Annotated in this window: 17 protein-coding genes; 11 read left to right on the forward strand and 6 right to left on the reverse strand. The window is 71.4% G+C overall.

The genetic code is table 11. The features are described from left to right. The first annotated feature begins 14 nt into the window (after positions 1 to 14). Positions 15 to 1,298 carry a polysaccharide deacetylase family protein gene (locus tag AC02VZ_RS16295; protein ID WP_476475708.1) on the forward strand — a complete coding sequence of 428 codons (1,284 nt, stop codon included), beginning with the start codon at positions 15 to 17 and terminating at the stop codon, positions 1,296 to 1,298. Positions 1,299 to 1,444: 146 nt separating this feature from the next. Beyond that, positions 1,445 to 2,644 (forward strand): amidase domain-containing protein, encoded by a 1,200-nt coding sequence (locus tag AC02VZ_RS16300; RefSeq protein ID WP_476475709.1) that lies wholly within the window; start codon positions 1,445 to 1,447, stop codon positions 2,642 to 2,644. A gap of 31 nt (positions 2,645 to 2,675) precedes the next feature. Here AC02VZ_RS16300 and AC02VZ_RS16305 read toward each other — a convergent pair whose 3' ends face one another. Continuing rightward, positions 2,676 to 3,884: a PucR family transcriptional regulator gene (locus AC02VZ_RS16305; protein ID WP_476475710.1), complete on the reverse strand. Its 1,209-nt coding sequence runs from the start codon at positions 3,882 to 3,884 to the stop codon at positions 2,676 to 2,678. A 164-nt stretch (positions 3,885 to 4,048) separates the two neighbouring features. Here AC02VZ_RS16305 and AC02VZ_RS16310 point away from each other — a divergent pair, with 164 nt between their 5' ends. The 7 genes from AC02VZ_RS16310 (at position 4,049) to AC02VZ_RS16340 (ending at position 13,399) form a co-directional block, all read left to right on the forward strand. Further along, entirely contained in the window at positions 4,049 to 5,029 is a 981-nt protein-coding gene (locus AC02VZ_RS16310) for a proline dehydrogenase family protein (protein WP_432055593.1), read from the forward strand. Between the two features lie 34 nt (positions 5,030 to 5,063). Then, positions 5,064 to 6,695 carry an L-glutamate gamma-semialdehyde dehydrogenase gene (pruA, locus tag AC02VZ_RS16315; protein WP_432055592.1) on the forward strand — a complete coding sequence of 544 codons (1,632 nt, stop codon included), beginning with the start codon at positions 5,064 to 5,066 and terminating at the stop codon, positions 6,693 to 6,695. Between the two features lie 445 nt (positions 6,696 to 7,140). Next, positions 7,141 to 7,272: a hypothetical protein gene (locus tag AC02VZ_RS16320; RefSeq protein WP_362092147.1), complete on the forward strand. Its 132-nt coding sequence runs from the start codon at positions 7,141 to 7,143 to the stop codon at positions 7,270 to 7,272. A 79-nt stretch (positions 7,273 to 7,351) separates the two neighbouring features. Next, positions 7,352 to 8,395 (forward strand): 3-isopropylmalate dehydrogenase, encoded by a 1,044-nt coding sequence (locus AC02VZ_RS16325; protein WP_476475711.1) that lies wholly within the window; start codon positions 7,352 to 7,354, stop codon positions 8,393 to 8,395. A 250-nt stretch (positions 8,396 to 8,645) separates the two neighbouring features. After that, positions 8,646 to 9,734: a branched-chain amino acid aminotransferase gene (locus AC02VZ_RS16330; RefSeq protein WP_476475712.1), complete on the forward strand. Its 1,089-nt coding sequence runs from the start codon at positions 8,646 to 8,648 to the stop codon at positions 9,732 to 9,734. Positions 9,735 to 10,229: 495 nt separating this feature from the next. Then, on the forward strand, positions 10,230 to 11,834 hold the full coding sequence (gene cimA / locus AC02VZ_RS16335; protein ID WP_432055589.1) for a citramalate synthase: 1,605 nt from the start codon (positions 10,230 to 10,232) through the stop codon (positions 11,832 to 11,834). 218 nt (positions 11,835 to 12,052) lie between these two features. Then, positions 12,053 to 13,399 (forward strand): hypothetical protein, encoded by a 1,347-nt coding sequence (locus tag AC02VZ_RS16340; RefSeq protein WP_476475713.1) that lies wholly within the window; start codon positions 12,053 to 12,055, stop codon positions 13,397 to 13,399. A 579-nt stretch (positions 13,400 to 13,978) separates the two neighbouring features. Here AC02VZ_RS16340 and AC02VZ_RS16345 read toward each other — a convergent pair. After that, positions 13,979 to 14,590 carry a YceI family protein gene (locus tag AC02VZ_RS16345; protein WP_432055587.1) on the reverse strand — a complete coding sequence of 204 codons (612 nt, stop codon included), beginning with the start codon at positions 14,588 to 14,590 and terminating at the stop codon, positions 13,979 to 13,981. A gap of 907 nt (positions 14,591 to 15,497) precedes the next feature. On the opposite strand from AC02VZ_RS16345, the gene AC02VZ_RS16350 reads away from it, so the two are divergent. Both AC02VZ_RS16350 and AC02VZ_RS16355 read left to right on the forward strand, forming a co-directional pair. After that, positions 15,498 to 17,102, forward strand: coding sequence for an acyl-CoA carboxylase subunit beta (locus tag AC02VZ_RS16350; RefSeq protein WP_432055586.1), 1,605 nt, complete (start codon positions 15,498 to 15,500; stop codon positions 17,100 to 17,102). A 57-nt stretch (positions 17,103 to 17,159) separates the two neighbouring features. Further along, entirely contained in the window at positions 17,160 to 17,354 is a 195-nt protein-coding gene (locus AC02VZ_RS16355) for an acyl-CoA carboxylase subunit epsilon (protein WP_362092167.1), read from the forward strand. A 286-nt stretch (positions 17,355 to 17,640) separates the two neighbouring features. Here the strand turns inward: AC02VZ_RS16355 and AC02VZ_RS16360 are convergent, their stop codons facing one another. From AC02VZ_RS16360 to AC02VZ_RS16375, 4 genes are all read right to left on the reverse strand, one after another. Next, positions 17,641 to 18,222 carry a GTP-binding protein gene (locus AC02VZ_RS16360; RefSeq protein WP_164334568.1) on the reverse strand — a complete coding sequence of 194 codons (582 nt, stop codon included), beginning with the start codon at positions 18,220 to 18,222 and terminating at the stop codon, positions 17,641 to 17,643. After that, positions 18,203 to 18,775 carry a DUF742 domain-containing protein gene (locus tag AC02VZ_RS16365; RefSeq protein WP_432055585.1) on the reverse strand — a complete coding sequence of 191 codons (573 nt, stop codon included), beginning with the start codon at positions 18,773 to 18,775 and terminating at the stop codon, positions 18,203 to 18,205. Before AC02VZ_RS16365 ends, AC02VZ_RS16360 begins: the two co-directional genes overlap by 20 nt. 94 nt (positions 18,776 to 18,869) lie before the next feature. Then, positions 18,870 to 19,283: a roadblock/LC7 domain-containing protein gene (locus AC02VZ_RS16370; RefSeq protein WP_004983065.1), complete on the reverse strand. Its 414-nt coding sequence runs from the start codon at positions 19,281 to 19,283 to the stop codon at positions 18,870 to 18,872. A gap of 10 nt (positions 19,284 to 19,293) precedes the next feature. Then, positions 19,294 to 22,623: a sensor histidine kinase gene (locus AC02VZ_RS16375; RefSeq protein WP_476475714.1), complete on the reverse strand. Its 3,330-nt coding sequence runs from the start codon at positions 22,621 to 22,623 to the stop codon at positions 19,294 to 19,296. Between the last annotated feature and the right edge of the window lie 124 nt (positions 22,624 to 22,747).

A 22,747-nucleotide genomic window follows, 5' to 3' on the forward strand; every position in this document is an offset into this window, starting at 1 on the left:
AGGTCGTGCCACAGATGAAGCAGCCGTCGGGTCGTCGCCGCAAGACCAGAGCACCCCGTCGTCCCGCCCGCCGCCACCTCGTCGGGCTGACGGCGGTCCTCGTCGTCGCCTCCCTCGTGGTCGCCTATCTGACGCTCTCCGGCAACGACAGCACCGCCCCCACCGGCTCCGCCAAGGACAAGGCGCCGCAGCGGTCCGGCCGGCAGGCGGCCGAGGAACCGGAGTGGGACGGCAAGGTGAAGGTGATCGGCGACGGGTCCACCTCCTACACGGGCCCGCAGAAGAACCGGTACGAGCCGAAACGCCTCAAACCCGGACAGAAACCGCCCCAGTTCGTGGTCTTCTCCTGGGACGGCGCGCTCCAGGGCGACGACGGCCTCTTCGCGCACTTCCGGGAGACGGCCAAGCAGCACGACGCGCGCATGACCTTCTTTCTCACGGGCATCTACCTCGTGCCCAAGACCAAGCGGCACCTGTACGAGCCGCCGCAGCACCCCGCCGGCAGCGCGGCGATCAGCTTCCCCACCGACGAGCACATCCGCACCACCCTGCACGAGCTCTCCGCCGCCTGGAAGGAGGGCCACGAGATAGGCACCCACTTCAACGGCCACTTCTGCGGGGACAAGGGCGGCGGCGACTGGAGCGTCGACGAGTGGCGCAGCGAGATCGACCAGTTCTACGGCTTCGTGAAGAAGTGGAAGACCAACACCGGCTTCACCGACCTCGACCCCCTGCCCTTCGACGTCGAGAAGGAGGTCACGGGCGGCCGTGCCCCGTGCCTGGAGGGCCAGGCCAACCTGCTGAAGGCGGCCAAGGACTACGGGTGGCGCTACGACGCCAGCTCCGCCGGTGACTTCCAGATCTGGCCGGTGAAGAAGGACGGCATCTGGGACTTCCCGCTGCAGATGCTCCCGTACGAGGGCGGCAAGTACCAGGGCCTGTCCATGGACTTCAACTTCCTCTACAACCAGTCCGACGGGGAGACCGACGGCGACCCGGCGATGTACCCGCGCTGGCAGCAGGAGACCGTCCAGACGTACATGGCGGGCTTCAACCGCGTCTACTACGGAAGCCGCGCACCCCTGTTCATCGGCAACCACTTCGAGGAGTGGAACGGCGGCATCTACATGAAGGCCGTCGAGGAGGTGATCAAGCGGGTCTGCACCAAGAAGGACGTCGAGTGCGTGTCGTTCAAGGAGCTCGCGGACTGGATGGACGTGCAGGATCCGGCCGTCCTGCAGCGGCTGCGGAACCTCGATCCGGCGCAGTCCCCGGACTGGTCCACGGTCGTCAAGTGACGGCCGGTGCCCGGCGCCCGCGTCCGGAGGTGACGGTCGGGTAAATCCCGTACGGACAAGGGCGCCACCCCCTTCACAGCAGTCACACATGACATGCGAGACTCCGCTTCACACCGGCATCTTCCGCCGGGAAGAGGGGAGTTTCAGTGAAGTCAAGAAAGCTGCGCCGCACGCGGCGTCGCGCGACCGTCATCACAGCGGCCGCCGTGTCGGCCGTCGCGGGAGCGGCGATGCTTCCCGTCTGGAGCGCCGGCGCCTCCACCGAGGCCGCCCGGCCCGAGGTGGACGCCCGGACCAAGGCCACGTTCCAGCGGTTGGCTGACGCGGTCTTCACCGACCGCACCAATGCCCTGGTCGACCGGCCGGGCAAGAGGAAGAAGCAGATATCCGACGGCTTCTCCGGTCGGGTCGCGCTGTCCTCCGGGACGGCCCGGGCCGAGGGCAAGGCGCTGGACCGGCTCACCGACCGCCGCGCACGGCTCGCGCGGCACGGCGAGAAGTACAGCAAGGCCGACACCAAGGTCACCCTCGACCGCACCCGGGTGAACGGCCGCAAGGCCGTCGTCGCCGTCACCGAGACGACGACGCTGACGTACAAGAAGGTCCGGGGGGACGAGCCGAGGACCACCGGCTTCCAGTCCCAGCACGAACTGACCTTCCAGGCCGACCGGCGGGGCCAGTGGCGCCTGACCGGTATCCGTGAGGCCGCGGACGACCAGCTCGCCGTCAACCAGCCGGACGCGCCGACGGTCGAGACCACGCCGAGCCCCACGCCGTCCACCAAGGCGGCCGCCAACACCACGCCGTCGTCCCCGCGCGCCGAGATCACCCGGCCCGCGCCGGCCGCCCCGAAGAACCTGACGGGCGGTGAGTACGACTACAAGGCCATGGCCGCCTACGCGGAGAAGCACTGGCGGGACTACAACCCGGACTACCCCAGCTTCGACGGACGGGGAGCCGGCGGCGACTGCACCAACTTCGTCAGCCAGGCCCTGAAGGCGGGCGGCTGGAAGCACGTGCCGGGCTACGTGTACGACTACACCCGCTGGTTCGGCAACAACGAGATCCAGTCGCACTCGTTCGTGGGGGTCAACGAGTGGTCGTGGTTCGCCCTGAACTCCGAGCGCGCCACCAGCCTCGCCAACGTGTACCAGATGGACGTCGGTGACGTGCTCCAGGTCGACTTCGACCGCGACGGGTCCAAGGACCACACGATGATCGTGACGCACCGCAGCGCCCAGGGCGTGCCGTACCTGACGTACCACTCGACCAACACGCTGCGCCGGTCGGTCGCGAGCATCATCGCCTCGTACCCGAACGCCGCGTACTACGCCTACCGCACCTGAGCGCGGCCGGCGGACACGGACGGAAGGAGGGTCACAGGCGGGCGGACTTGAGGGCCATGTGCAGCAGCAGACGGTCCTCGCCGTCGTCCAGGTCCAGTCCGGTGAGCCGTTCGACGCGGGACAGCCGGTAGTACAGGGTCTGGCGGTGGATGCCCAGTTCGGCGGCGGTCCGCCCGGCCTGGCCCGCGAGGTCGAGGTAGGTCTCGGCGGTGCGGGCCAGCTCCCGGTGGGCGGGGGCCAGCAGCCGCCCGGCCACCGGGTCGTGGGCCGCCCCCGCGGGCAGCGCGGTCAGGAGGCGGTACGGGCCGATCGCGTCCCACCGGGCGACCGGCCCGAGCCGGGGCTCGGCCAGCGCCGCCCGGGCCGCCGCCGAGGCCTCCCGCCAGGCGGTGCCCAGCTCCGCGAGGCCCGTGCGGGGACCGGCGATCCCGGCGGCCACCGTCCCCGGGCCGCCGGGACCGGCCTCGCGGGCCCGCTCCAGGAGCCGGCCCGCCGCGGTGGTCGCCGGGGTCAGCGCGTCCGTGGCGCGCAGCCGCAGCAGCAGGGCGAGCGCCGGGCCGGAGCTGCCCCGGGGCAGCGTGCACAGCGCCGTCGCCCCCGGCACCGCGCGGACCGACGGCGCGTCCTCCGGGTCCGCCGACGGCCAGGGCGCCACGCAGACCAGGGTGTACGGGCCGTCCGCCCGGGGCCCCAGGGCGGTCCGCAGTTCGGCGACGGCCATGTCGTGCTGCCAGTCGCGTTCCGCGGTGAGCACCGCCCGCAGTTCACGGGTGAGGTCCGCGCCGTGCTGCGCCTCGTCGGCGAGCAGCGCGCCGATGCGCGCGGTCACCCGCATGGCCGCCTCCAGCCGGCGGTCGGAGGGGCCCGGGTCGTCCTCCAGCAGCCAGACGTACCCGAGGACGGCACCCCGATGGCGTACCGGCAGGCAGATGCGTCCGCGGTGCACCCCCGCCTCCGGGGTGCGCGGGATGCGGACCGGGCCGGTGGCGCGGGTGATGCCGAAGCCCTCGAACCAGGCGCGGACGGCGGCCGTGGAGCGGCGGGTGAGGATCGACCGGGTGCGCACCGGGTCCAGCGCGGACGGATCCAGGTCCCCCTCGCTGTCGTACACGCCGAAGGCGATCAGCTCGAAGTCCCGGCTCTCCAGGGTCGCCGGCGCGCCGAGCAGCTCGGAGATCTCGTCCACGAGCTCCTGGTAGTCACCCCTGTGTTCCGACGTCACCCGGGCATTGTCGCGCACCCCGGCCCGTCCTTCATACAGATGTCTGAGAACCACGGCACGGATGCGTGACAGCTGTCGATGGCCGACGATCGGTGGACTCCATAGGTTTCACGGTGGTTCCCCGTGCCGTATCCGGACGAACGGATCGCGGCCGTCCGGTGCAAGTGCTTGGGAGGTGCCCCGTGCTGGGTCCCGTGATTCTCGCCGCGTCGCGCAGCGACCGGATGCGTCGGCTGATCTCGGCTGCGCCGGTGACCCGGCAGGTCGTCGACCGGTTCATCCCCGGGGAGACCGTCGACGCGGTGCTGCCCATCGTCGAGGAGCTCACCGGCCGGGGCCTGCAGCTGACGATGGACGTCGTCGGCGAGGACATCACCCACCCCGCGCAGGCCGAGGCGGCCCGCGACGCCTACCTCGAACTCATCGAGCGGCTGGCCCCGCTGGGGCTCGGCGACCGCGTCGAGATGTCCGTCAAGCTGTCCATGTTCGGCCAGTCCCTCCCGTCGCCCACCCCCGCCCGCGACGCGGCGCCCTCCGGATCCGCGTCCGCCTTCCCCGGCGGCCACGACCTGGCGCTCGCCAACGTCCGCCCGGTCGTCGAGGCCGCCGCCGCCATCGGCACCACCGTCACCCTGGACGCCGAGGACCACACCACCCTCGACTCGATGTTCGCCATCCACGAGGAGCTGCGCCGGGACGTCCCGCAGACCGGTTGCGTCATCCAGGCGTACCTGTACCGCACCGAGGAGGACGCACGCCGGCTCGCCGCGAACGGCAGTCGCGTACGGTTGGTGAAGGGCGCCTACAAGGAGCCCGCCGAGGTCGCCCTCCAGCAGAAGCACGAGATCGACAAGGCGTACGTGCGCATCCTGCGCACCCTGATGAACGGCGACGGGTATCCGATGATCGGGTCCCACGACCCGCGTCTGATCTCCATCGCCCAGGAGCTGGCCCGCGTCGCCGGGCGCAAGCCGGACGAGTACGAGTTCCAGATGCTGTACGGCATCCGCAGCGACGAGCACCTGCGGCTGGCCGCGGAGGGACACCGCATGCGCGTCTACACCGCCTACGGCACCGACTGGTACGGCTACTTCATGAGGCGGCTCGCGGAGAAGCCCGCCAACCTGCGGTTCTTCGCGCGCAGCATGATCACCAAGGGCTGACACACACCGCTCAAGTCAAGGAGTTACGGACACCATGGACGCTGTGACCCAGGTCCCCACCCCCGTCAACGAGCCGGTGCACGGCTACGCCCCCGGTTCGCCCGAGCGGGCCCGGCTGGAGGCGAAGCTGCGGGAGCTGGCGGACAACCCGGTCGACCTGCCCTGCACCATCGGCGGCGAGAAGCGCATGGGCGGCGGCGACCGGTTCGACGTCGTGCAGCCCCACAACCACAAGGCGCGCCTGGGCACCGCCGCCAACGCCACCCGGCAGGACGCCCAGGACGCCATCGACGCGGCCCTCGCCGCCGCGCCCGCCTGGCGCGCGATGTCCTTCGACGACCGCGCGGCGATCATCCTGCGCGCCGCCGAACTGCTCGCCGGCCCCTGGCGCGAGACCATCGCCGCCTCCACCATGCTGGGCCAGTCCAAGACCGCCCAGCAGGCCGAGATCGACAGCCCCTGCGAGCTGGTGGACTTCTGGCGCTTCAACGTCCACTACGCGCGCGGCATCCTCGCCGAGCAGCCCCCGGCCAACTCCCCGGGCGTGTGGAACCGGCTGGACCACCGCCCGCTGGAGGGCTTCGTCTACGCCATCACCCCGTTCAACTTCTCCGCCATCGCCGCCAACCTGCCGACCGCGCCCGCGCTGATGGGCAACGTCGTGGTGTGGAAGCCGTCCCCGACGCAGACCCACGCCGCCGTGCTGCTGATGCGGCTGCTGGAGGAGGCCGGGCTGCCCAAGGGCGTCATCAACCTGCTCACCGGTGACGGGCTGGAGGTCTCCGAGGTCGCCCTGGCCCACCGGGACCTGGCCGGCATCCACTTCACCGGTTCGACCAGGACCTTCCAGCACCTGTGGAAGACGGTCGGCAACAACATCGAGAAGTACCGCACCTACCCGCGCCTGGTCGGCGAGACCGGCGGCAAGGACTTCCTGGTCGCCCACCCGAGCGCCGACCCGGCGGTCCTGAAGACGGCGCTCACCCGCGGCGCCTTCGAGTACCAGGGCCAGAAGTGCTCCGCGACCTCCCGCGCCTACATCCCGGCGTCGATCTGGAACTCCGGCTTCAAGGAGGAGTTCGCGGCCGAGGTCGACGGCATCCGGATGGGCGACGTCACCGACCTGTCCAACTTCATCGGCGCCGTCATCGACGAGCGGTCCTTCGCGAAGAACAAGGCCGCCATCGACCGCGCCGAGGAGGACCCCTCCTGCACGATCGTCGCCGGCGGCTCCTACGACGACTCGGTCGGCTACTTCGTCCGCCCGACCGTCATCGAGTGCACCGACCCGGAGAACGAGGTGTTCCGCACCGAGTACTTCGGCCCGATCCTCGCCGTGCACGTCTACGAGGACGACCGGTACGAGGAGATGCTGACCCAGATGGAGTCGGTCTCCGACTACGCCCTGACCGGCTCGGTCATCGCGGGCGACCGCGCGGCGGCGGCCTACACGATGGAGAAGCTGCGCTACGCGGCCGGCAACTTCTACATCAACGACAAGTCGACCGGTGCCGTCGTCGGCCAGCAGCCCTTCGGCGGCGGCCGTGCCTCCGGCACCAACGACAAGGCCGGCGCCCCGCAGAACCTGATGCGCTGGACCCTGACCCGCGCCATCAAGGAGACGCTGGTCCCGCCGACCGACTACGCGTACCCGCACATGGGCTGACGCCCCCTCCGATCGCGAACGGGCCAGGTCACCCCCCGACCTGGCCCGTTCGTGTGCCCGCCCGCGGTGCGGCTCCGGTACGGGCCCCGGAGGCGGGTCGCTCCGGGGCGGGCGTGGACGACGGCTCCGGTAAGGCGCCCCGGTGCGGTTCGCCGGCGGTGGCCTCCGTCTCCGCCGACCCCAAGCACCGGCAAAAGGGCAGGTCAGAGAGGTGTGACGCACTCCACCGTCTCAGATAGTAGGAAGCCCAAGTAATTGTGCAGACAGACGCGCGGCGCGCCCTTACTTTTGTAGGAGCCGAACGTCTCGCTCGATCCAGCGAATGGCGGTCGTGAGCCGGACCCCCGTGCAGGTCACCCCCTGCGGTCCCGGGCTCCCCGCCCCTTCCGGCGTCCCGTGACCCTCCGCGCGCTCTCGCCGCGCGTCCCGAAGGAGCCGATGACCCATGCCCGAGACGACCACCCGCCGCCGCGTCCGCCACGCCTCCCGCACCGCCGAGTCCGACCGCAAGAACGCGGCCGCCGCCCTGCAGCGCGCCCTCGACCGCCGGGACAACGGCGGCTCGACCGGCCACTGAGCCGGGTCCGTCCTCCATGCGGGTGTCCGCATCCCGGACGGCTCATGTCAGTGCATGGGACGAGGAGTAGGGTGCCCGCATGTCTCGCAGCATCAATCTCGCAGTGATCCCCGGTGACGGCATCGGCCAGGAGGTCGTGACCGAAGGGCTCAAGGTCCTCTCGGCCGTCCTTCCGCAGGATGTGAAGCTGGAGACCCGGGAGTTCGACTTCGGCGCCCGGCGCTACCACGCCACCGGTGAGACCCTCACCGACGCCGACCTGGCCGAACTCCGCAAGCACGACGCCATCCTGCTGGGCGCCATCGGCGACCCCGGCGTCCCCTCCGGGGTCCTGGAGCGGGGCTTCCTGCTCAAGCTGCGGTTCGCCTTCGACCACCACGTCAACCTGCGGCCGAGCAAGCTCCTGCCCGGCGTGGCCACCCCGCTCGCCGGTCAGCCGGAGATCGACTTCGTCGTCGTCCGGGAGGGCACCGAGGGCCCCTACACGGGCAACGGCGGCTCCATCCGCACCGGCACGCCCCACGAGGTCGCCACCGAGGTCTCCGTGAACACCGCCTTCGGTGTCGAGCGTGTGGTCCGCGACGCCTTCGCCCGCGCCCAGGCCCGCCCCCGCAGGAAGCTGACGCTGGTCCACAAGAACAACGTGCTGACCTTCGCGGGCCACCTGTGGACCAACATCTTCACCAAGGTGGCCGAGGAGTACCCCGAGGTCACCACCGAGTACATCCACGTGGACGCCGCGACGATCTACCTCGTCACCGACCCGGCCCGCTTCGACGTCATCGTCACCGACAACCTCTTCGGCGACATCATCACCGACCTCGCCGCGGCCGTCTCCGGCGGCATCGGCGTCGCCGCGAGCGGCAACATCAACCCTTCGGGTGAGTTCCCCTCCATGTTCGAGCCCGTGCACGGCTCGGCCCCCGACATCGCCGGCCAGGGCAAGGCCGACCCCACCGCCACCGTCCTGTCCGTCGCCCTCCTGCTGCGTCACCTCGGCCACGAGACCGAGGCCGCCCGCATCGAGGACGCCGTCTCCGCCGACCTCGCGGAACGCGGTGACCTGCCCGCACGCAGCACCTCCGAGATCGGCGACGCGCTCGCCGTACGGGTAGCAGGCTGACCGGGCGCGCTCTCGACCCCACACGAAGCCGCCGGGTCTCTACCGCGCCCGGCGGCTTCCGCATGTCCCCGCCGGGTGCCACCATCGACCAACGGGCCGCATTCACCCCGTTTCTTCCGCAGCCGCCCACGGGCGATAATCGAACGCGGAGCCGCGGAATGAGGGAATGCTCGGACGTCCTAGTAACGGCCACCGGCCGTACGGGAGTGTGCGCGGCTCGTCACTACAACCGGTGAAGGACAGACGACTCATGACGACGCCCACGATCGAGCTCAAGCCCTCCGCCCATCCGCTCTCGGACGCAGAGCGCGAGGCGATCCTGGCCAACCCCGGATTCGGCCGCCACTTCACCGATCACATGGTGACGATCAAGTGGACCGAAGGGCGCGGCTGGCACGACGGCCAGCTCGTCCCGTACGCGCCGATCCCCCTCGACCCCGCCACCACCGTCCTGCATTACGCGCAGGAGATCTTCGAGGGCCTGAAGGCCTACCGGCACCCCGACGGCTCCGTCGCCACCTTCCGGCCGGAGAAGAACGCCGAGCGCTTCCAGCGCTCCGCCCGCCGCCTGGCCATGCCGGAACTGCCGGTCGAGACGTTCCTCGACGCCTGCGACGCGCTGGTCCGCCAGGACAAGGCGTGGGTCCCGGCGCACGGCGGCGAGGAGTCGCTCTACCTGCGCCCGTTCATGATCGCCACGGAGGTCGGGCTCGGGGTCAAGCCGGCCAACGAGTACCTGTTCCTGGTCATCGCCTCCCCGGCCGGCGCCTACTTCCCGGGCGGCGTGAAGCCGGTCTCCATCTGGGTCTCCGAGGACCGCGTCCGTGCCGTCCCCGGCGGCATGGGCGACGCCAAGACCGGCGGCAACTACGCCGCCTCCCTGCTCGCCCAGGCCGAGGCCGCCGCCGAGGGCTGCGACCAGGTCTGCTACCTCGACGCCGTGGAGCACACCTGGGTCGAGGAACTGGGCGGCATGAACCTCTACTTCGTGTACGGCGACCGGATCGTCACGCCCACCCTCACCGGCTCCATCCTGGAGGGCGTCACCCGCGACTCCCTGCTGTCCGTCGCCCGCGACCTGGGGTACGAGGCCGTGGAGGAGCGGGTCTCCGTCGACCAGTGGCAGCGCGACTCCGAGAACGGCACCCTCACCGAGGTCTTCGCCTGCGGCACCGCCGCCGTCATCACCCCCGTCGGCACCGTCAAGCGGGCCGGCGCCCAGTGGCAGCAGAGCGGCGGCGAGCCCGGCGAGGTCACGCAGCGGCTGCGTCAGGCGCTGCTCGACATCCAGCGCGGCACCGCCGAGGACAAGCACGGCTGGATGCACCGGCTGGGCTGACGGACCGGGCCGGGCGGCGGGCGTGGCCGACCGGTTCCAGAACCCTTCGCGACCGGGCCGGCGGGCGGGTCGGTCGGTTCCTGCTCCGTCGGACGGGGCCGCCCGGGACGTCGTGTCCCGGGCGGCCCCGCGGCGCCCGGAGCCCCCCGTGCCGTCCGGAGCCCCCGTGCCGTCCGGAGCCCCCGTGCCGAGAGGCCACCGCCCGCATCCTGAGACGGGCGCCGGACGCGGGGACGGAATGTGCCAGACTGCCCCCGTGCTCTCGTTCGCCACGATTATTGGCAGCAGGCGCGCCGGTCCGCAGTGACCGCCACGTACGACACGGTACGGGCGGACACCGTCGTCCTCGACCCGCGCGCAGACCTCTCGCACCCGCGAGGGGTTTTTCTGTTTCCTGGCCCATCCGCAGCCGGGAGACGGGCGTGAGGGACCATGGAGAGACGGTGGAACCGGTCATTCCGGTAGACCGAGATCAATATCAGGAGCCTTCAGACCATGACCGCAACCAGCGAGCCCGACGACTCGTTCCACGTCTTCGACACCACCCTGCGCGACGGCGCCCAGCGCGAGGGCATCAACCTCACGGTCGCCGACAAGCTGGCCATCGCACGGCACCTGGACGAGTTCGGCGTGGGCTTCATCGAGGGCGGCTGGCCCGGCGCCAACCCGCGCGACACCGAGTTCTTCGCCCGGGCGCGGCAGGAGATCGACTTCACCCACGCCCAGCTGGTCGCCTTCGGCTCCACCCGGCGCGCCGGTACCACCGCGGACCAGGACCCCCAGGTCAGGGCGCTGCTGGAGTCCGGCGCACCCGTGATCACCCTGGTCGCCAAGTCCCATGACCGCCACGTCGAGCTCGCCCTGCGCACCACGCTCGACGAGAACATCGAGATGGTCCGGGACACCGTCGCCCACCTGAAGGCCCAGGGCCGCCGCGTCTTCGTCGACTGCGAGCACTTCTTCGACGGCTACCGCGCCAACCCCGGCTACGCCAAGGCCGTGGTCCGCGCCGCCTCCGACGCCGGCGCCGACGTGGTCGTCCTGTGCGACACCAACGGCGGCATGCTCCCCGCGCAGATCCAGGCCGTGGTCGCCACCGTGCTCGCCGACACCGGGGCCCGGCTCGGCATCCACGCCCAGGACGACACCGGCTGCGCGGTCGCCAACACCCTCGCCGCGGTCGACGCGGGCGCCACCCACGTGCAGTGCACGGCCAACGGCTACGGCGAGCGGGTCGGCAACGCCAACCTCTTCCCGGTCGTGGCGGCACTGGAGCTGAAGTACGGCAAGAAGGTCCTGCCCGAGGGGCGGCTGCGCGAGATGACCCGGATCTCGCACGCCATCGCCGAGGTCGTCAACCTCACGCCCTCCACCCACCAGCCCTACGTCGGCGTCTCGGCCTTCGCGCACAAGGCCGGCCTGCACGCCTCCGCGATCAAGGTCGACCCGGACCTGTACCAGCACATCGACCCCGAGCGGGTCGGCAACACCATGCGGATGCTGGTCTCCGACATGGCCGGCCGCGCCTCCATCGAGCTCAAGGGCAAGGAACTCGGCATCGACCTCGGCGACGACCGCGACCTGGTCGCCCGGGTCGTGGAGCGGGTCAAGGAACGCGAGCTGCAGGGCTACACCTACGAGGCGGCCGACGCCAGCTTCGAACTCCTGCTGCGGGCGGAGGCCGAGGGCCGCCCGGTGAAGTACTTCGCCGTCGAGTCCTGGCGCGCGATCGTCGAGAACCGCCCCGACGGCAGCCACGCCAACGAGGCCACCGTCAAACTCTGGGCCAAGAGCGAGCGCATCGTCGCCACGGCCGAGGGCAACGGACCGGTCAACGCCCTGGACCGCGCGCTGCGCGTCGCGCTGGAGAGGATCTACCCCGAGCTCGCCAGGCTGGAGCTGGTCGACTACAAGGTCCGCATCCTGGAGGGCAAGCACGGCACCCAGTCCACGACCCGGGTGCTCATCTCCACGTCCGACGGGACCGCGGAGTGGTCCACGGTCGGCGTCGCGGACAACGTCATCGCCGCGTCCTGGCAGGCACTGGAGGACGCCTACGCGTACGGCCTGCTGCGCGCGGGCGTCGAACCGGTCGCGTAGGCGGGACCGGGACCGGTACCGAACGGCCGGGCCGGGCGGGTCCGGGGCGGGGACCAGCGGTGCGCGTCCGGCCGCCCGGCCCACGGCGTCCGGCCGCCCGGCGCGGCGGGCATGGGGTGCCGGGTGCCGGGTCGCGGAGCGTGGCCCGCGAGGATCCTCCCGCACGTTGCTGTCGAGCAGATGTCCGTTTTCTGTTCGATTCAGGTAGCTTCGAAAGTATGAAGGTCGCGCTGCCGCGTACTCTGATACGCCTGCTGATCGTCCCGGTGGCCGCCGCACTGGCGGTGCTGCTGGGCACGGCGCCCGGCGCGCAGGCAGCCACCGACCTCTCCGAGGTCGGCCGAGCCCTGCGCGAGAGCCCCGTGTACGTAGCACCCGGAGCCACGGACATCCTGTCCGCGTCGGATGCCGAGGCCCTGGCCGACAAGATCGAGGACGCGGACAAACCCGTCTTCGTCGCGGTTCTCCCGGCCGACCAGCCGACCGAGAACCTCTTCCGCAACCTGCGCACCGAGACCGGCGTGACCGGCCTCTACGGCGTCCGCCTGGGCGACCGGTTCGACGCGCGCGCGGACAGCGCCGTGGTCAGCCCCCGGGGCGTCCGCAACCTGGTCGCCGCAGCGCAGGGCGCCGGTGACGCCAAGGCCCAGCTGAACGACTTCGTCAACGACGCGCTGCGCACCATCGACGGCTCGGCGCCCGGCAGCTGGAACGAGGGCGGCGGCGAGGTGCCGGTCGGCGGCCTGATCACGGTCGGCGCCGTACTGGCGGCGGGCGGCGCGGGCGTGTACGCCCTGTCCCGCCGCAACCGGCGCCGCCACGAGGAGGAGCAGCGGGCCGCGCTGGAGAAGCTGCGGGTGGTGGTCGACGAGGACATCACCGCCTTCGGCGAGGAACTCGACCGCCTCGACTTCCACCCCGCGGAAGCCGGCGCCGACGACGCGATGCGCACCGACTACGAGCACGCGCTGGACGCCTACGAGCAGTCGAAGCGGTTGATGGCGGCGGCCCGCAAACCCGAGGACGTCAAGGCGGTCACCCAGGCCGTGGAGGACGGCCGGTTCTCCCTCGCCGTGCTCGCCGCCCGCCGTGAGGGCCGGGAGCTGCCGACGCGGCGCCCGCCGTGCTTCTTCGACCCGCGCCACGGCCCCTCGGTCGCCGACGCCCGGTGGACGCCGCCGGGCGGGACGGCGCGGGACGTGCCGGTGTGCGCGGCCGACAAGGCCCGTCTCGACGACGGGCTCGACCCGGCGGTGCGCGAGGTCGACACCACCCACGGGCGCCGCCCCTACTGGGAGGCCGGCCCCGCCTACGGCCCCTGGGCCGGCGGCTACTTCGGCGGCGGGCTGCTGCCCGGCCTCCTCGTCGGCACCATGCTCGGCGGCATGATGGCCGGCCCCGCCTACGCGGCCGACTACGGCGCGGGCTACGGCGACTTCGGCGGCTTCGAGGGCGGCGACGTGTCCGGTGCCGACTTCGACCCCGGCGACTTCGGCGGGGGCTTCGGCGGCGGCGACTTCGGGGGCGGCGGTTTCGGCGGCGGGGACTTCGGCGGAGGTTTCTGACCCGCCCGCTGCCGGGACCACATGGCTCCGGGGTGGTCCTCTCCGGGGTAGGTGCCCCGGCCGACGGAGGTGCGGCGCCACGGAGCGGCGCGCAGGACGACGGCCCCGCTCGCGTGCGGAACGGTGCGCCCCCGGGCGTGCGGCGAGGGCGGGCTGTCGTCGAACGGTTCGTTCGCCCCACGCCGGGTGGCGAAAAGGGGGTCGCCCTGGACGCAGACCCCTGGCGGCTCGCGCTCCGGCAGTGGCCGTTGAGGGCAGACCCAGTAGCCCCCCGCGGCCGGCGAGCCCCCGTCCCGCCCGACAGCCTCCGACCCGGCAGACGTTGCAGGTCCAGCGCGCTCCCTGGCCGAGCCCCGGGGGAGGGGTCGTGCACGGTATCCCGCCCGTGCCGTCCGGCCCCGTCGCCGAACGGGCCGGGCATCCTTCCGCACAGCCGCACAGCCGCACAGCCGCACAGCCGCACAGCCGCACAGCCGCACAGCCGCACACCCACACAGCCGAGCGCCCGCCCTCCGGCACCGGGTGCCGTCGGACGGGCGCGCTCAGGGGGGTGGCGCGGCGGGGCCGCGCCGCCGGAGGTCAGGCGTTGCGGATCGCCGAGACGTCGAAGTTCAGCTTGATCTTGTCGGAGACGAGGAAGCCACCGGTCTCCAGGGCGGCGTTCCAGGTGAGGCCCCAGTCCGAGCGGGAGATCTCGGCCTTGCCCTCGAAGCCGACGCGCTGGTTGCCGAACGGGTCGGTGGCGGCACCGTTGTACTCGACGTCGATGGTCAGCGGCCGGGTGGTGCCCAGGATCGTGAGGTCGCCCGTGACGCGGTACTCGCCGTCGCCGGCCGCCTCGATCGCGGTGGAGCGGAACGTCATCTTCGGGAACTCGTCCGTCTTGAAGAAGTCGGCGCTCTTGAGGTGGCCGTCACGGTCGGCGCTGCCGGTGTCGATGCTGTCCATCACCACGTCGATCGAGGCCGTGGACTTCGACGGGTCGGAGCCGTCCAGGTGCAGCGTGCCGGTGAACTCCTTGAAGCTGCCCTTGACGTTGGTGACCATGGCGTGCCGGGCGACGAAGCCGATGGTGGTGTGCGAGGGGTCGATCGTGTAGTCACCGGTGAGAGCGGTCAGGTCCGGGCCCACGGCGGTCGCGGTGGCGGTGGCGGTCGCGGCGTCGTCGCTCTTGCGGTTGAAGATACCCACGGTCTTTCTCCTTCTGGGGACGGGATGAATGGGGGATCCCGTTCAATGTTCAACTAACTCAACAAGACCTACCGTAGACCCATTCCCTTCAAAGTTCAACATCTTCTGGTGAGTGCCGAAAAGAATCAGCCGGACCTGTCCGGCCTCCGCCGGAACGCCCCGTCGGAACGCCCCGCCGACGGCGCGGGGGGCGAGGCCCGTGACGGGGGCGGCGACCGCGCGTACCGGGTCCCGGCCGGGTGCCGGGCCCTCTTCCACCGCCGAGGTCGGCACGACCGACCCCTTCGACGCGCTCCGCCGCCGACGGCTGGGCCTCGTCCTCGGCACCGGGTACCCCCACCGGCGTGCACCAAGGCCCACCGCGACCGGCGGCGGATCCTCGTCGGCGAAGGCCGCGACCGGCCGCGGATCCTCACCACCGACGAAGCCGCCCGGCAGGCGGTCGCCCTGTCCGGCTCCGGCGTCACCGCCGCCGGCTTCCGGCGGCCGGGCACCGCGGCCCCCTCTCCGTCTCGTCCCCCGTGGGCGTGCCGGTCCGTCGGACGGGCCGGACGGAGGGGACCGCTACCCTCTGCGTGAGCGAACCGACCCGAACGGGCGAACCGCCGGAGATCGTCTGGCATCACCCGGTCCGGGGACCCGCGAGGGCCGACGACACCGTGGAAATCCTCGCCGCAGGGGGCCGCCTGCGGCTGCGCGTCACTCCGGGGGAGGTATGCGCCCCCTACCGGTGTGAGCCGACTCTCGTCCGCACGGCTTTGTGTCACCCCTACAAGCGGTACGCCCTCTGAGCAGTCGAAAAGCCTGCACACCGCCATGGTTCTGTTCAGTGGTACCAGGAAATCGCCGTCGAGACTGTGAGGAGTCGACGGCTCGCAATCACCCGTCGACTTCGTAAGGTCACTACATGACCGTTTTGGACGAGGCGCCGGGTGAGCCGACCGACCTGCCGGAGGAGCCCGCCGACGCGCGTGGCCGGGTGGCCGAACTGCACGAGATCCGTGCGCAGGCTCTGGCCGGCCCGAGCGAGAAGGCGACCGCGGCGCAGCACGCCAAGGGCAAGCTGACCGCACGGGAGCGCATCGAACTCCTGCTGGACCCCGGGTCCTTCCGCGAGGTCGAGCAGCTGCGCCGGCACCGGGCGACCGGCTTCGGTCTGGAGGCCAAGAAGCCCTACAGCGACGGTGTCATCACCGGCTGGGGCACGGTCGAAGGCCGCACGGTCTTCGTCTACGCCCACGACTTCCGGATCTTCGGCGGCGCCCTCGGCGAGGCCCACGCCACCAAGATCCACAAGATCATGGACATGGCCATCGCGGCCGGTGCCCCGCTGGTCTCCCTCAACGACGGCGCCGGGGCCCGGATCCAGGAGGGCGTCTCCGCCCTCGCCGGCTACGGCGGCATCTTCCAGCGCAACACCAAGGCGTCGGGCGTCATCCCGCAGATCAGCGTGATGCTCGGCCCGTGCGCGGGCGGCGCGGCCTACAGCCCCGCCCTGACGGACTTCGTGTTCATGGTCCGCGACACCTCGCAGATGTTCATCACCGGCCCGGACGTCGTCAAGGCGGTCACCGGCGAGGAGATCACCCAGAACGGCCTGGGCGGCGCCGACGTGCACGCCGAGACCTCCGGGGTCTGCCACTTCGCGTACGACGACGAGGAGACCTGCATCGCGGAGGTGCGCTACCTCCTCTCGCTCCTCCCGCAGAACAACCGCGAGAACCCGCCGCGCGCCGAGAGCTCCGACGCCGCGGACCGCCGCGGGGACGTCCTGCTCGACCTCGTCCCGGCCGACGGCAACCGGCCCTACGACATGGCCCGGGTCATCGAGGAGATCGTCGACGACGGCGAGTACCTGGAGGTCCACGAGCGCTGGGCGCGCAACATCATCTGCGCGCTGGCCCGGATGGACGGCCAGGTCGTCGGCATCGTCGCCAACCAGCCGCAGACGCTGGCCGGCGTGCTGGACATCGAGGCGTCCGAGAAGGCCGCCCGCTTCGTGCAGATGTGCGACGCGTTCAACATCCCGATCCTCACCTTCCTGGACGTCCCCGGCTTCCTCCCGGGCGTCGACCAGGAGCACGGCGGCATCATCCGCCACGGCGCCAAGCTGCTCTACGCCTACTGCAACGCCACCGTGCCGCGGATCTCGCTGATCCTGCGCAAGGCGTACGGCGGCGCCTACATCGTCATGGACTCCCAGTCCATCGGCGCCGACCTCACCTACGCCTGGCCGACCAACGAGATCGCCGTGATGGGCGCCGAGGGCGCGGCCAACGTCATCTTCCGCCGTCAGATCGCCGACGCCGAGGACCCCGACGCCATGCGCGCCCGGATGGTCAAGGAGTACAAGGCGGAGCTGATGCACCCCTACTACGCGGCCGAGCGCGGCCTGGTCGACGACGTCATCGACCCCGCCGAGACCCGCGAGGTCCTCATCAGGTCCCTGGCGATGCTGCAGTCCAAGCACGCCGACCTGCCGTCCCGCAAGCACGGCAACCCGCCCCAGTAACCGGACGGACCCGCCGCGGCCACCCCGCGGACCCCTCTCCCAGGGAGACTGAGCCCCATGAGCACACCTGACATCCGCGTCGAGAAGGGCCACGCCGAGCCCGAGGAGGTCGCCGCCATCACGGCGATCCTGCTGGCCCGTGCGGCGGCCCGCCCCGCCGAGACCGTCCCGGCCCACCGGGGCCGCGCGAGGGCGGGCTGGCGCCGCCTGGAGCGCGAGGGCGGCTTCCGTGCCCCGCACAGCTGGCGCTGACCGAGGCACGGATCCCGTTCCGCACCGGACGCGCGTCCGACGCCACCGGCCCCGAGAGGCCCCTCCCGCAGCGTGGGAGGGGCCTCTCGGCGTCGTGGTGCACGGAGGAGAGGAGCCGTCGCGGCCGGGTGGCGGCCGGGGCGCGGAGGGCCGGCGGCCGGGGAGAGTTCGTCCGGGTGCGTGCAGGGCCGGGGGACCGCATACAACTGCCCCCGGCAGCCCGATGGCCGCGGGGGCGTTGCTCCGGCCGGCACCGACGGGGCGCCGGGTTCCGCCGGGAGGGCGGTTACCGCAGACGCGCCATCAGCGCGTGCTCGACGAGCGTGATGAGCGTGGACTTGGCGTCCGAGCGGTGGCGGGCGTCGGTGGTGATGATCGGGGTGTCGGGCCCGATCTGCAGCGCCTCGCGCACCTCGTCCGGCTGGTAGGGCTGCTGTCCGTCGAAGCCGTTGAGGGCGATGACGAACGGCAGGCCGCTGTTCTCGAAGTAGTCGACGGCGGGGAAGCAGTCGGCGAGCCGCCTCGTGTCGACGAGGACGACCGCGCCGATGGCGCCGCGCACCAGGTCGTCCCACATGAACCAGAACCGGTCCTGGCCGGGCGTGCCGAACAGGTACAGGATCAGGTCCTGGTCGAGCGTGATGCGCCCGAAGTCCATGGCCACCGTGGTGGTGGTCTTGTCCCCGGTGTGGGTGAGGTCGTCGATGCCTGCGGACGCAGACGTCATGACGGCCTCTGTGCGCAGCGGGTTGATCTCCGAGACGGCGCCGACGAACGTGGTCTTGCCCACGCCGAAGCCGCCCGCCACCACGATCTTCGCGGAGGTGGTGGAGCGGGAAGGACCGCCGCTAGAGCTTGCGAAGTCCACTGAGCACCCTTTCGAGCAGTGTCACGTCTGGCTGGCCGCCGGCGTTCTCGTCGCCGCCGGGCTGATGGATGGCGACCAGTCCCGCCTCCGCCAAGTCGGCGACGAGGATCCTGGCCACGCCGAGAGGGATGGTCAGCAGGGCCGAGATCTCGGCCACCGACTTGATCTCCCGGCAGAGGTTGCAGATCCGCTGATGCTCGGGCAGCTGGCCCTGCATCTGGTGCGGCTGCGCGGTGGTGTGCACCAGTGCCTCGATGGCGAGCTGGTACCGCGGCCTGGTGCGGCCGCCCGTCATGGCGTACGGACGCACCAGGGGACTGTTCGACGCCCCGGAGGGCGCCGGCTCGGGGGCGCGGCGCTGCGGCTGCACGGGCTGGATGCGTGGCGAGTGCGGCTGGTCGTACGGCGAAGGACCGGGGCCCTGCGGCGCGTACGGCTGCCGGTGATCGGGGGCGGAAGGGTAGCCGTACCCGCTCTGGGCACCGTCGTTCGGGCCCTCTGCGGGGCCGTACGACCAGTTGCCCGACGACGAACCGCCTGGGGGTGTTGCCACTTTCTCCTCCTCCGACTGTGCCTGGCATCCATCATGCTGGAGCCGCGTCCCGAAACCTTACGGCCCCGGGACGACAAAGCGCACCGTCCGTCTGTTAGTTGAGAAGGCTCCCTTGGAGCTCCGCACGAAGATCCGGGGTGAGAACGGTACCGGCCCGGTCCACCAGGAGGGCCATCTCGTACCCGATGAGGCCGATGTCCGCCTCCGGGTGCGCGAGGACGGCGAGCGACGAACCGTCGGAGATGGACATGATGAACAGGAACCCCCGCTCCATCTCCACGACCGTCTGGTTCACGCTGCCACCCTCGAAGATCCGGGAGGCGCCTGCCGTCAGAGACGTCAGACCGGAGGCGACGGCCGCGAGCTGGTCGGCGCGGTCGCGGGGGAAGCCTTCGGACATCGCCAGAAGGAGTCCGTCGGCGGAGACCACCACCGTGTGGGACACCCCCGGGGTGTTGTCCACGAAGTTGGTGATCAACCAGTTCAGGTTCTGTGCCGCCTGGCTCATCGGGCTCACACTAACGCTCCTGGTTGTAGGTGCTGTCAGGACCGAAGCCCTGGCCGTTCGTTTCACTGCCTGCGTTGCGGCCCCGTTGGACACCGCGCCGCAGGTTGCTCAGCCTGCCCCGGACGTCCTCCGGGGCGCGGGAGACCTGGGGGCCTCCCTGTGGAGTGGTTTCGGCGGAGCCCTGGACCAGATTGGCCTTGGGCACGCGCCGCGGCAGACCCGAGGAGGTCACTCCGCCCGCCTTGGGCTTCCTCAGCTGCGAGGCCTGCTGCCAGCGTTCGTCGTTCGCCGAACGCCAGCCGCTGCCGTCGCCGTTGGTCTCCGGAGTGGAGGCCGGCGTCTCCTGGCCCGCGTGCCGCGCGCCGCCCGTGGCGCCGCTCGCGGTCGATCCGCGGCGGGGCAGCCCGGCGTCGGTCAGCTCGTGGGCGTCGGAGGGGGCCGGTCCCGGACGGTCGAAGCCTACGCTGTCCCGCTCACCTGCGTCAGCGGCCTGCGTGGATTCCGACTCCTGGGCATCCGCAGGGTACTGGGCAGGGTAGCCGTTGCGGTAGCCGTCGGCCTGGGGCCAGTCGTCCTCGTGGCGCCGGTCGGCGAAACCGGGGAACGAGTCGGAGGAGGCACCCGCCGGTCCGCCCGCGGCTCCGTCGGCCGGGGTCTGCTCCGGGTAGCCGGTGTCCGCGTAGCCGCCGTCGGACGCGTAGGCGTCGTTCTGCTGCGGGGCGTTGCCGTTCGGCGCGTAGTAGCCGTTGTCGTAGGACTGCTGCTGCCCGTTGCCGTACGCCTGCTGGTCGGAGGTGCCGTACCCCTGCTGGTCGCCGCCGCCGTCGTAGGACTGCTGGTCGTACCCGGTCTGCTGCTGTGTGCCGTACCCGGCCGCCTGCTGCTGGTCCCGGTAGCCCTCGTCGAAGGCCTGGGCGGCCTGCGCGCCCTGGTCGTAGCCCTGGCCCTGGTCGAAGCCCTGCGGGCCGGCGAACTCGCCGGTGGTCCCGGCCTCGTCCGCCGGGGCCGCCTCCGACGGCTGCTGTGCCTCCAGGGCCGCGCGGCGGCCCTCGCGCATCAGGGAGCGGCCGACCGGGTCGAGGTCGCGCAGGTCGTCCGGGACCTCGTAGCGGCTGTCGTCGAAGCCCAGCTCCGCGGCGGTGCGCAGCGGCTGCTGGTTGAAGTCCTCGCCCTGGTAGCTCTGCTCCGGGATGATCTGCGAGACCGTGAACTCGTCGTGGCCCGGCTGCTCGCCGCCGCCACCGTGGGTGATGGCGTCCGGCAGCATGACCAGCGAGGTGGTCCCGGCCTGCTCACCCGAGGGGCGCAGCTGGACCCGGATGCCGTGCCGGTCGGACAGCCGGCCGACCACGAACAGGCCCATGCGCTGGGAGATCGCGGCGTCCACGGTCGGCGGGTTGGCCAGCTTGTGGTTGATGTCCGCGAAGTCCTCGGCCGTCAGGCCGATGCCCTTGTCGTGGATCTCGATCATCACGCGGCCGTCGGGCAGACGGGTCGCGGTGACCCGGACCTTCGTCTGCGGCGAGGAGAACGTGGTGGCGTTCTCCAGGAGCTCGGCCAGCAGGTGCACGAGGTCGGTCACGGCGCGGCCGTGGATCTCGGCCTCCGGCACCCCGGACAGCTCGATGCGCTCGTACTGCTCCACCTCGGAGGAGGCGGCGCGGATCACGTCGACCAGCGGGACCGGCTGGTCCCAGCGGCGGCCGGGCTCCTCGCCGGCGAGGACGAGGAGGTTCTCGCCGTTGCGGCGCATACGGGTGGCCAGGTGGTCCAGGCGGAAGAGGTTCTCCAGCTGGTCCGGGTCGGCCTCGTTGTTCTCCAGGTCGGTGAGCAGGGTCAGCTGGCCCTCGATCAGCGACTGGTTGCGGCGCGAGAGGTTGGTGAAGATCGCGTTGATGTTGCCCCGCAGCAGTGCCTGCTCGGAGGCGAGCCGCACCGCCTCGCGGTGGACCTGGTCGAAGGCGCGGGCGACCTCGCCGATCTCGTCCGTGGAGGTGATCGGGATCGGTGCGACCCGGGTGTCGACCCGGCCGGGCTCGGTCCGGGAGAGCTGGTCGACCAGCATCGGCAGGCGCTGCTCGGCGATGCCGAACGCGGCGTTGCGCAGCTGGCGCATGGAGCGGCTCATCTGGCGGGCCACCATGCCGGCCAGGATGAACGCGGCGAGCAGGGCGATCACCACGACGGCGCCGGTGATCAGCGCGTCCCGCTTGGCGTTGTCGGCGATGGTCTGGGCCTCGTCCACGGCCTTGTCGACGAGTTCGGACTCGACCTCGCTGTACCCGGCGAACTTAGCGGTGTAGGCACCCATCCAGTTCTTCAGGGTGATGCCGTTCTCCTTGAGCTGGTCCTCCGACAGCGCGCCGGACGCCAGGCCCTGGAGCATGTTGTCGGCGGCGGGCATGGCCGTGTAGGCGCCGCCCTGCGTCGAGGAGGACTCGCCGGCGCCGACGGCGGGGCCCTTGTCACCGATGGTCTCGCGCTGCTGGGCCATGATCGCGTCGAGTCGCTCGACGTCGCCCTGCGTGCCGGAGGAGACGAACTCGTTGATCGCGATGCCCTCGAGGTAGCGGTACGACGCGAGGGAGACGCGCTGCTGCTGGCCGACCTCGGGCTTCTGGCTCGGGCGCACCAGCAGGTGCACGCCGATGGAGCGCTGGAGGGAGGCGGCGGCCTTGGCGAGGGAGACGGCGTAGACGGTGCGGCCGTAGCTGGTGACGTTGCCGGTGCCGAGGCCGAGTTCGTTGGCGAACTCCATCAGGGAGTGCTGGACGGAGACGTAGCCCTCTTCGGTCTTCACCGGGTCCATGGAGGCGGTGTACGCCTTCTCGCGCAGCGGGCCCAGACCGGTCTCGTTGGAGCGGAAGAGCTTCATCCGGCGGTCCAGCGCGGCGGTGCTCGGCAGGTCCTCGGCGACCCGGTCGAACTCCTCCTTGGCGGCGTCGGTGGCCGCGCGGAGCTTCTTGACCTGCTCCGTCTCGCCCTTGCCCGACAGCAGGTCGGGGGCGGTGAGGTCACGTTCGTTGAGCAGTGCCTGACCGTAGTCGTCGGCGGCGCGCACGAGGAGCGCGACCTTCTCGGCGTCCTCGGCCTCCTGCCAGGTCTCGATCGAGCTGCTCACCTGGAAGCCGCCCATGACGAGGCCGACCAGCACGGGTATGAGCAGGATCGCGTTCAGCCGGGTGGTCACCCGCCAGTTGTGGGGGGAGAAACGGCCGCTGCTCGGCGGTGGTGCGGCCGCCGCCTCGGGTTCGGGTACGTGGGCGGGCGCCGCTGTGCGCGGCGGCGGGGTGAAGTTGCCCCGGGCCGACGGCTCGGGACCGTTCGTGCTTCGCCTCACTCGACCAACAACCTCTCGGCGGTCGGCACCTCAGTCGTGCCGCTGTGTCTCAGAACCCTGCGTGTCATCGACTACTGGGTACGTCTTTGACTACTGGGCAGTTCAGGCATTCCAGCATGCCGAC

Source organism: Streptomyces sp. 3-6 (genome assembly GCF_056323165.1).

Coding starts and splice junctions, on each gene's coding strand:
- AC02VZ_RS16330 (WP_476475712.1), top strand. CDS start 8,646: ATGACGACGCCCACGATCGAGCTCAAGCCCTCCGCCCATCCGCTCTCG.
- AC02VZ_RS16355 (WP_362092167.1), top strand. CDS start 17,160: ATGAGCACACCTGACATCCGCGTCGAGAAGGGCCACGCCGAGCCCGAG.
- AC02VZ_RS16320 (WP_362092147.1), top strand. CDS start 7,141: ATGCCCGAGACGACCACCCGCCGCCGCGTCCGCCACGCCTCCCGCACC.
- AC02VZ_RS16350 (WP_432055586.1), top strand. CDS start 15,498: ATGACCGTTTTGGACGAGGCGCCGGGTGAGCCGACCGACCTGCCGGAG.
- AC02VZ_RS16340 (WP_476475713.1), top strand. CDS start 12,053: ATGAAGGTCGCGCTGCCGCGTACTCTGATACGCCTGCTGATCGTCCCG.
- AC02VZ_RS16295 (WP_476475708.1), top strand. CDS start 15: ATGAAGCAGCCGTCGGGTCGTCGCCGCAAGACCAGAGCACCCCGTCGT.
- AC02VZ_RS16370 (WP_004983065.1), bottom strand. CDS start 19,283: ATGAGCCAGGCGGCACAGAACCTGAACTGGTTGATCACCAACTTCGTG.
- pruA (WP_432055592.1), top strand. CDS start 5,064: ATGGACGCTGTGACCCAGGTCCCCACCCCCGTCAACGAGCCGGTGCAC.
- cimA (WP_432055589.1), top strand. CDS start 10,230: ATGACCGCAACCAGCGAGCCCGACGACTCGTTCCACGTCTTCGACACC.
- AC02VZ_RS16325 (WP_476475711.1), top strand. CDS start 7,352: ATGTCTCGCAGCATCAATCTCGCAGTGATCCCCGGTGACGGCATCGGC.